This is a genomic window from Pelagicoccus sp. SDUM812003, assembly GCF_031127815.1.
Taxonomy (GTDB): domain Bacteria; phylum Verrucomicrobiota; class Verrucomicrobiia; order Opitutales; family Opitutaceae; genus Pelagicoccus.
In genome coordinates this window covers 1-1,948 of record NZ_JARXHY010000051.1, presented here as the reverse complement: position 1 = coordinate 1,948, position 1,948 = coordinate 1, and the positions used below count along the sequence as shown (strand labels likewise).

The window sequence follows — 1,948 nt, the reverse complement described above, 5'->3', positions numbered from 1 at the left end:
AAGAGAGCAACCTCGCGTTCCGCAACCTAGGCGATCTGCGCTTCGAGCGCGTGGAGCGCGACTGGGGGCTCGACGAGGTGGGCGTGAGCTTCGGGGCGGGCTTCGGTGACTTCGACGGCGACGGGGACCTTGATCTGGTGTACTCCAACTACGCCGCCGCTCCCACGGTCCTGCGCAACGACGCCGCTGGCGGGGCTCGTGTGGTTCTCGAGCTTCGCGGCCGCTCCTCCAACCGCTACGGCGTGGGCGCTCGGGTGCGGCTTCGCAGCGCCTCGGGGCTGCAGACGCGCCAGCTGACCCTTGCCCGCGGATACCTTTCGGGCAGCGAGCCCTCGCTGCACTTCGGCCTCGGCGTCGACGAGCGGGTGGATCGCCTTGAGATCCTCTGGCCCAGCGGCCTGGTCCAGGCCTTCGAGGGCCTCGCGGCGAACCGCCGCTACGTGGCGACCGAGCCCGAGGGCTCGGGCGGCGGCGGCGCCGCTCTGGCCGCCGCCCCTGCCGAGCCTCTCTTCGAGCCGCTGGCGGGCCTCTCGCTCGATCCGGTCCCCGCGCGCGCCCCGCTCCGTCGCGACCAGCCGCTGGCCCCGGTCTCGCATCGCCGCCGCGGCCCCGCCGCGGCGTCCGGGGATCTCGACGGCGACGGGCTGTCGGATCTGGTGGTCGGCTCCAGCGGCGGGGACGCTGCCCGGGCTCTTCTCTCGGGCCGCTCCTACCGCGCCCAGGACCTGCCCGGCGGCCCCTCCGGCGCCCCCGACGGGGCCCTGGCCCTGTCGGACCTGGACGGCGACGGCGACCTTGACCTGGCCTTGGCCTCCGGGTCCGGCTCCGGCCCGGCGGCCCGGGTTCTGCTCAACGATTCGGGGGTCTTCTCCGAGTCCGGCTGGGAGCTTCCCGCCGCCGCGGGCTCCGGCTACGCCTCGGCCAGCGCGGGAGACTTCGACGGGGACGGGCTCGCCGACCTCTTCCTCGGCGCGCGCTCGCCTCTGGGGAGCTACCCGCTGCCCGGGCGCAGCCTGCTGCTGCGCGGGACCGGCTCGGGCTTCGAGGACGCCAGCTCGCTTCTTCCCGACGGCGGGGAGCTGGGCTGCGTCTCGGCCTCGCTCTGGAGCGACGCCGACGGCGACGGTCTTCCCGAGCTGATCGTGGTCTCGGAGTGGGGGGCTGCGCTGTGCCTGTCGCCGCGTCCGGGCTCTGTCTTCGAGGAGGTCGGCGCCGCTCTGGGCTTCGGCTCCGCCGGCTCCGGCTGGTGGCAGTCCCTTGCGAGCGGCGACTTCAACGGCGACGGGCGCGCCGACTACGCGCTGGGCAACGTTGGGCTGAACACGCCCTACCGGGCTTCGACCTCCGAGCCCGCGGTGGCGTACTTCGGCGACTTCGGCGGTCGCGGCCCGGGCCAGCTGGTGGAGGCTCGCCAGTCCGGCGGCCGTCTGGTTCCGCTGCGCTCGCGCAAGGAGCTCGGCGATTCGATCCCCTCGCTGCTGCGTCGCTTCCGCGGCAACGACGCCTTCGCCGCGGCGAGCCTGGAGGAGGCCTTCGGGGAGGGCGCACTGTCCTCGGCGCGCCGCTTCGAGCTGACGGAGCTTCGCAGCGGGGCCCTTCTCAGCGGCCCGGGCGGCTACCGCTTCGTGGCGTTCCCTCGTCTGGCGCAGGCCTCCCCGCTGCGCTCTTTTGCGTCGGCCGACTTCGACGGCGACGGGAAGCTTGATCTGGCGGCCTCGCAGAACCTCCACGAGGTGGATCCTGTGATCGGCTCGTTCGACGGTGGTCTTGGGCAGGTTCTGCTCGGCGACGGCTCCGGCGGCTTCGCCGCGCTTCCGGCCTCGGAGAGCGGTCTGGTCCTGCCCGGCGACAGCGCCAGCGTGGTGAGCGGCGACTTCGACGGCGACGGCCTGGCCGACGTGGTGGCGACGCGCTGGGGCGAGCCGGCCCTGGCGTTCCGGTCGACCCG

At 74.2% G+C, this 1,948-nt stretch carries 1 protein-coding gene; it reads left to right on the top strand.

Annotated features, from left to right (window positions below; all coding sequences use genetic code 11):
- Positions 1-1,948, top strand: a 1,948-nt coding sequence (locus QEH54_RS22695; protein ID WP_309021019.1) for an FG-GAP-like repeat-containing protein, incomplete at both ends; no start/stop codon positions are given.